Below are 7437 nucleotides of genomic sequence, written 5' to 3' on the forward strand. Positions count from 1 at the left end.
GGCTCCGCGTTCTATCGCATACTCCTGCTTATGTTTCCTAGATTGCGCATGTTGACGAATGGCTTTGCGTGAGGTAGATACTTCTCGACGGGTTTTTATGTTTCTGCCCTCGTTGGGGCTTCCTTCCTCACTGATGGGTCTCGATTGAGTAGGTGCCTCCCATGCCCAAGGCAGCGCTCTTGCTCGTTGACGACGATCGCCACCTTCTTCAGGCGATGGCCAACTGGCTACGGGAGCAGGGTTATCGCGTGGACACGGCGGCCGGTGTCGAGGAGTCGCTTCGGGAGCTGACGCGGCGGTCGTACGACGTTGCCGTCGTGGACGTCCGGCTTTCCGACGGCGACGGGTTCGACATTCTGAGATTTTGCCGGGAACGGTACCCAGAAATGCCCGTCATTCTGGTGACGGGCTACGGTTCCGTGGACCTTGCTGTCGAGGCGATTCGCGCCGGGGCGTTCGATTTTCTCACCAAACCGCTCATCGACGAGGAGCTTCAGGTCGCCATCGAGCGTGCGCTCAATCAGAAACGCGTGGTCGAGGAAAACAAAAATCTTAAGACACAACTCGACTTACGCTATGGCCTGGATGCCATTGTGGGCCGAGACCACCGGATGCTCCGAGTGTACGACATGATCGAGGCTGTAGCCGACACAAAAGCGACCGTCCTCATCACGGGGGAAAGCGGTACAGGCAAGTCCCTGATCGCGCGGGCCATTCATCGGCGGAGCAGCCGCCGGGACAAACCGTTCGTAGAGGTGGCCTGTGGGGCGCTGCCCGAAACGCTTCTGGAGAGTGAACTTTTTGGACACGTGGCGGGAGCCTTCACCGGTGCCACAGGCGATAAGATCGGAAAATTCAAACAAGCGGATGGTGGCACGATCTTTCTGGACGAGATTGGGACGGCAAGCCCGGCGCTGCAGGTCAAACTCCTCCGTGTTCTGCAAGACTACCAGTTTGAACCAGTTGGCAGTACTGAGACGATCACAGTGGACGTGCGGGTTATCCTGGCCACCAACGAGGACCTGCAAAAGGCGGTTCAGGAAGGACGGTTCCGGCGGGATCTGTATTACCGGATCAACGTCATCAACATCGAGCTGCCGCCGCTGCGGGAACGTGTATCGGATATTCCCCTTCTCGCTGAGCACTTCCTCAAACGGATCTGCGAGGAAATGGGAAAACCCCTCAAGAGTCTCAGCGACGAGGCCATGGCTGCCCTCCAGGCCTATCGGTGGCCTGGCAATGTCCGAGAGCTTCAGAACGTCCTTGAAAGGGCTGTCCTTCTAGGCCGAAAACCTGTCATCACCCTAGAAGACCTGCCCCCGGATGTAGCAGCGGCGCTCACTCCCGGTTTGAGCACTCCTGAAAAAGCTCCCTTAAAACAGGCTCTCCAGCTCCCCGAGCGGCAGATAATTCTGCAAATGTTGGAGATGCATAACTGGAATCGTCAGGCGACGGCCAAAGCCCTGGGGATCAATCGCACGACGCTGTATAAAAAGATGAAGCGTCTGGGGATCGAAGAGCCGGAATCTGCGCGCGAAAAATCTGAGCAACACGGGGCCGCGATATGTCGGTGATCTCGACACGCGTGTCGATCGGCGCGACAGAACACCAAGTTGCCGAATAATTCGGTTACTCATGCCACACGAACGTGGTCCACTCCTTATAATCTAAATTGACGATTCAGCGAAAGTTAAGCAGAGTGATCGCGGTCGCACAGCGAGCTCGAAAACAATTCTAAAGTTGTTGGTATTGATTTTGCTTCGCGCCACCGGGGTGGCTTCGGTAGGATGACCTAACTTGCGCAAGCGGGTATATCTTCTGGTCGATTTCAACTTTAGAGGAAGGATGCACCCAATGAGTATTCCCAATGTTTCCTTTTGGATTCGTTTCCTGGCAACCGCGATGAGCGTGGTGATGCTGTGGGCCACCTCCTGGGCGGACGCCCACGGTGAGGAGGCGGTCGGCGTCAGAGTCGGTCCGGATCCCGCAGCCTACAAGACATGCGTGGACAAAGGGGTCAACTACCTCGTGACGCATCAGATGACGGATGGGTCCTTCTCGCCAGAAACGGGAGTGGGGATCACGGCTTTGGCTGTGGCAGCCCTGGTGCGAAGTGGACTAACTGCCCATGATCCGCCGGTGCGTGCTGGCCTGGGTTATTTGGAGAAACAGATTCAACCCGATGGCGGCATTTATACGCCCAATGGCTTTTACAAAAACTATGAAACTTGCATTGCCATGATGTGCTTTCAGTGGGCCGATCCTGATCGCTATAAAGACGTGATCGCCCGCGCTGAAAAATTCGTCAAGGGCATTCAATGGGATGAGAGTGAAGACAAAGATCCGAGTGATTATTTTTACGGGGGTGCCGGCTACGGTCGGAGTAAGAGACCGGATCTCTCCAACACGGCGTTTCTCATCGATGCCCTGCGTGCTGTCGGACGTGGACCGGACGATCCTGCGATTCAGAAGGCCCTGATCTTTGTTTCCCGGTGCCAAAATCTGGAAACACAGTACAATACCACCCCGTTCGCGAGCAAAAATCCCGATGGCGGCTTTTATTACACCTGTGCTGCGGGCGGACAGAGCATGGCTGGCCAAACTCCAACGGGTGGCCTTCGCAGTTATGGATCTATGACGTATGCCGGTTTAAAGAGTCTTATTTATGCCGGTCTTACGGCGGACGACCCGCGCGTTCAGGCAGCCAAGCGGTGGATCGCGCAGCATTACGACCTCGACAGCAATCCCGGGCTGGGCCAGCAAGGCCTGTACTACTACTACCACACCTTTGCCAAAACGATGGACGCTCTCGGAGAGCCGTTCTTTGTCGATGCCCAGGGAAGACGACACGATTGGCGCGCGGAATTGTTTGAGGCTCTTGCAAAGCGTCAGCGTGAAGACGGCTCGTGGGTCAACACGGCCGATCGCTGGATGGAGGGCGACCCGAACCTCGTGACAGCTTACGCATTGCTGGCGCTGTCGTACTGTCGGCCAACCGAAGTCAAGTTGGCCAACAGCGGTTCGTCGCACCCTGCCAGCGCGGCCCGACCGTGAGCGGCAGATCGTGAAGCGTCTTCTACGGGCACTTAATGTCAGCCTAGCAGACAGTTCCGTATGTCTTCCCCAAGACCTCTGGTGCTGCGGTTAGAAGGCGGTGACCTCGTCATTGAATGGAATGACGGGGTCACGGCACGTTATCCTCCCGACAGACTTCGTCAACTGTGTCCGTGCGCCACGTGCAAAGAGAGAATCGCGCGTGCAGCTCCCACGGAGGCTCCCCGGGTCACGCTCAAAGAAGTGAAGCCAGTAGGCAACTACGCCTACAAAATCGGATTCAGTGACGGCCACGACACGGGAATTTACACCCTCGACTACCTGTACGAAATCGGCCAGCGATCGTAGTCGGCCGTCTTGAATGCTGGTCTTGATCTTTTCCAGATCGCCCGTGGAGCATTCTTGTTATCCTGGTCCGTTGGAAGAACAATGGAAGAGGGTCGTCATTACGGGGCCTCGTGTCCTTTTCCCCGGACGAATTTGAATGAGGTGGTTTTATGCTTCCACGGGTTTGTTACTTCGGTGACGATGAACTCACAGGACCAGCCGCCTACCTGGCCGGTGTTATGGAGTACTGCGGCTTCGACTACGAGCATGTTCCCAGTCGGCGACACGTCCCGGACGACCTCCTCAAAGAGCCGTTCGCCCTCTACGTCATCAGCGACTACCCGTCAGTTGGTTTCACGTTAACGCAGCTTAAACAGATTGCCGAACATGTGAAGCAAGGCTCAGGGCTTCTCATGATCGGTGGCTGGGAAAGCTACTTTGGCCGAGTAGGAGAATATGTGAATCGTCCGATTGCCCAGGTGTTGCCGGTCTATCTGAGCATGTCCGACGACCGCGTCAATTGCCCTCAGGGATGCGTCGTCCGAATGGCGAAACGGCATCCGATCACGGATGGTCTCCCCTGGGATAAACCGCCGTTGGTCGCCGGGTTCAATCAGATATTTCCCAAGCCGCAGGCCACCACGTTGCTTGTCGGTGACCGTCTTGCAGTTTCAAATAGCAATGGCAAGTTGGACGTGTCCGTGGTCGATACAGTTCCTCTCCTCGTCGTAAGCCGATTTGGTGCCGGCAGAACGGCTGCTCTCGCTTTTGATGTGGCTCCCCACTGGATCGGCGGAATGGTGGACTGGGGTGTGTACCGGATCGTGGCGCAGATTCCGCCGGGGGGCTATATCGAGGTGGGGGATGCCTACGTCCGGCTGCTGGGCAATATCATTGCCTGGACTGGGAAGTTGCGGGAAATGCCCGACGCGTATCCGGAGGAAGAGCTCGCCGCTCCCCCGGTGTCTGTAACGGCTCCAACAAGCAGCAACGAAATTGGAGACTCCCTTCCAGGGAAACATTGAACTAAAACTGGACCATATGGCGCATGCGTCAGTACTCACTGCGGGAACCGAACCCGCGTAGCCAGAGGGCTCCCAAAGCAAGTCCCACCACGGCCACGATCAGCCATTCGCGAGGACCCAAATAATTGAGCCACCGATCGATGAACGACAAACACCGTTCAAGCATGGTATGATAGACCTCCCAAGCCGCTGAGAAGGTCAGGGCTGAGACGCTTAAAGAAGTGCCCTGTAAAGAGTTTAGCACACATTTTTGTTAGGGCAGAAAACCGTTTTCCTTGTGGAATCGAAACCCCTGTTTAAGAGGGGAGTTTGTCTGCTCTCTGGGCCCGGTGCGGGGCAGGGTAGAGGGTTTGCCCCGGGTTATACGGGTTGAAAGTGGCCGGGGGGCGGGGGCTTGACCAATCGGCCGAGCTGAGGAATATTCTAAATAAGAGGATGCCAATGTACTGGGGGCGTAGCTCAATTGGTTAGAGTACCGGACTGTCGATCCGGTGGTTGCGGGTTCGAGTCCCGTCGCCCTCGCTGAAAAAAGGACTGCGTCTTGCCCTCGACGCAGCCCTTTTTTGTTTACTGCTTCGGCCCCACAGGATGAGGGCTTAGATTTTCGTCAGTACGTGTTCTCCCTTATAGTGTCCGATCTTGCCACTAACTTGTGGGGATCATGGTTCTTTTCTAGAGGGGAAATGCCGGCTTTGTCGCCAGCGTCATCGCCGGAGGTGTTGCATTATTCCTCGGCGGCAGCACATTCGGCCATTTTGGCCAGGTAAAACTCGTCGGTCAGGAATTCATTCTCGTACAGCATATTGAGCATGCGAACGCGACCGGCCACCTGGGCCTTACTGAACGGAGCACGACCGGCTTCTTTGATGGCCTTTCGGGCAGCCTCCACCATTTCCGGCGGTACCTGGGGCGGGGTTCGCTTCGGTGGCGGCTGATAGGAAGGATCATACACCCGGGCCATTAAGTCTCCTACAGGAAGGAGGTGCCGCCACAGGAATGCCTGCATCTTGTCCTCGGCGGGGACAGCCTCATGAACGATCTCCTGGTCCCCAATTTTGGCCTTTCCAATCACTGTGAGCGGGACGGCCCCGTTGGAGTCCTTCAACGTTGTTTTTACCCCGAGCGAGACCATTTCCTGATTGGCCCTCAGAGTTACCGGAGAATTCGTGAAACCTTCCGGCGGATCCTTAAGTGTCACCTGGATATCGCCTGCGAATCCGTCTTTGCGGATTGCGTACACCCGCAGGGCAGCGGTGCTCTCAGCACGAATGGCTAACCCTGACGGAATCACCCGGAGGGCAAAATCAGGGCGCGGTTCACTTACTCGCAAGCGATACGCGTACTCATCGCCACCTTTTCGAGTGGTGTCGTCGAGATGGACGAAATAGATTCCGTCCGCCGGTAGCTGGAACATGATGTACGAATCCGCGTGGTAGGTCATCTGGCCCATTCCTGGATCCTCGTGATCATCGTTGATGGCGAGGAGTTTACCGTTCGCGTCGGTAATCCGCAGCAAGGAGTCCAGCGGGGAATTCAGGCGTCGTGCCATGACTTCCGCCACGAGCATCTGGCCTGCTTTGCCTTCCACACGGAAGACGTCGCAGTCGCCGGGTTGATCAATGCGCCCGTTGACAATTACCGGAAGGGAAACCGGTTGTGCCTGGTCCTGCTGATTATTAGGTTCCTTTTCAAACACTTCGGGCAGGGTGTCCAGTGCAAACGGCACGCGATTGGAAACCAGACCGTTTCGGACCACACGGATGTAGTGAATCCCAGGCCCGGCATCTGGTGGTGGCATCTGCACCTGGGCGCCATCTGTGTTCCAGCCTTTTACTTGCAGGGAAACCGCCTGCCCCACCTGTCCCCCAAGCGGAAAGATATGCGTGATGAAGGGCGCCTCGGCAATGGACACCCGATAGACGAAATCTTCCCGGCCCCGGAAAAGGGCATCGGAAATGGTCAGCACGTATTCGCCATCTGCGGGGACCTCGTAGTAGATGACGGGATCAGGGTCGAATCGAAAGCTATCGCTGAAGGCGACCTCGCGACCGTTGGCATCATACAGGGTGAGCACCGATTGAAACCACCCCGGCACCGCATCCGCAATGTAGGGAATCAGTTCTCGCGTGGCCGCTTTGATCACCAGTCGCTGGCCTTTTTTGGCTTCGAAGCGGTAGGCATCCACAAATCCAGGCGCAATTTGTCCATTCACCACGCAAGGGATGGTCACCTTCACTTCTTTCTCTTCGGGCGGACGCTTCACTTCGGCAGCCTGTTCATTTCCAAGGATCGGTTTGGGGCATGATTTAAGCGGCTTCCGAGCTACCTCGGGGAACTGTCCGATGTGAAAGACGAGTGGGTTGGTCACTCCCTGCGTGGTCACCAGTCGGATCTCGCGCGGGCCTGGATCGGCATCCGGCGCCACTTTGAGTTCGACAATCGCTATCTCCACGATCGATCGATTGGCGGGAAAGTTTTCCCATTCCGCGATCCGCTCTCGTATCCGCTCCATCATCCGTTGCGTAGCTTCATCGACTTTTTCGCCGGCGCTTTCCTTTCCCTTGGCCAGCTTTTCAAGGATCTGCAGTTGCTCCCGCATGAGGGCTACTTCCTGATTGTTGAGGTACCAGCGGTATTCGACAAGTTTTGCCTCAACTCCCTTTCCCGAGACGATCGCACCCGTCGGGACCTCCAGCCGCTGGCCACCCAAACGGACCTGCACTGTCGTGCCCTGCTGAGCACCCGCTGGGTAGACGTATCCAATATAACCCTGTGGCAGAGCGACGTTTGCCGTCAGAATCGCGATCAGCAAAGGAAAGAAGAAAGGAAGGGATGTGTTTTTCATTGATCAATCGCCTCCACCACGAGCCTCGGCTGTGAACGATCTCACACCGTTGATGCTGTGCTCCGATGATTTGTGTATATCCAGCCGCCCCTGGCCGGGGCGCGTTTATCAACCCGCTCCAGTCACCTGTTTGGAGGAAACCCCGTCTCCTAAAAGTGGTCTTTTCACCCCTTCCGCGAAACACGG

6 protein-coding genes and 1 tRNA gene are annotated in these 7437 nt (G+C 56.4%); 5 read left to right on the forward strand and 2 right to left on the reverse strand.

Features of this window, described 5'->3' with window-relative positions; translation table 11 throughout:
• Window positions 1-161 precede the first annotated feature (161 nt).
• From ABJK56_RS07355 to ABJK56_RS07370, 4 genes are all read left to right on the forward strand, one after another.
• Window positions 162-1574, forward strand: a complete 1413-nt coding sequence (locus tag ABJK56_RS07355) for a sigma-54 dependent transcriptional regulator (RefSeq protein ID WP_347244017.1) — start codon at window positions 162-164, stop codon at window positions 1572-1574.
• 280 nt (window positions 1575-1854) lie between these two features.
• Complete coding sequence (locus ABJK56_RS07360; RefSeq protein WP_347244018.1) at window positions 1855-3054, forward strand: prenyltransferase/squalene oxidase repeat-containing protein; 1200 nt, start codon at window positions 1855-1857, stop codon at window positions 3052-3054.
• A gap of 60 nt (window positions 3055-3114) precedes the next feature.
• Window positions 3115-3402 carry a DUF971 domain-containing protein gene (locus ABJK56_RS07365; protein ID WP_347244019.1) on the forward strand — a complete coding sequence of 96 codons (288 nt, stop codon included), beginning with the start codon at window positions 3115-3117 and terminating at the stop codon, window positions 3400-3402.
• A 149-nt stretch (window positions 3403-3551) separates the two neighbouring features.
• Window positions 3552-4406: a glutamine amidotransferase gene (locus tag ABJK56_RS07370; protein WP_347244020.1), complete on the forward strand. Its 855-nt coding sequence runs from the start codon at window positions 3552-3554 to the stop codon at window positions 4404-4406.
• A 28-nt stretch (window positions 4407-4434) separates the two neighbouring features.
• On the opposite strand, the gene ABJK56_RS07375 is transcribed toward ABJK56_RS07370, so the two are convergent.
• On the reverse strand, window positions 4435-4572 hold the full coding sequence (locus tag ABJK56_RS07375; RefSeq protein WP_347244021.1) for a hypothetical protein: 138 nt from the start codon (window positions 4570-4572) through the stop codon (window positions 4435-4437).
• A 282-nt stretch (window positions 4573-4854) separates the two neighbouring features.
• Between ABJK56_RS07375 and ABJK56_RS07380 the strand changes: the two genes are divergently transcribed.
• Window positions 4855-4928, forward strand: a tRNA-Asp gene (locus ABJK56_RS07380).
• Window positions 4929-5130: 202 nt separating this feature from the next.
• Here the strand turns inward: ABJK56_RS07380 and ABJK56_RS07385 are convergent.
• Window positions 5131-7251 (reverse strand): peptidase, encoded by a 2121-nt coding sequence (locus ABJK56_RS07385; protein WP_347244022.1) that lies wholly within the window; start codon window positions 7249-7251, stop codon window positions 5131-5133.
• Window positions 7252-7437 lie beyond the last annotated feature (186 nt).

The sequence above is a fragment of the Thermogutta sp. genome, from assembly GCF_039793925.1.
Lineage (GTDB): Bacteria > Planctomycetota > Planctomycetia > Pirellulales > Thermoguttaceae > Thermogutta.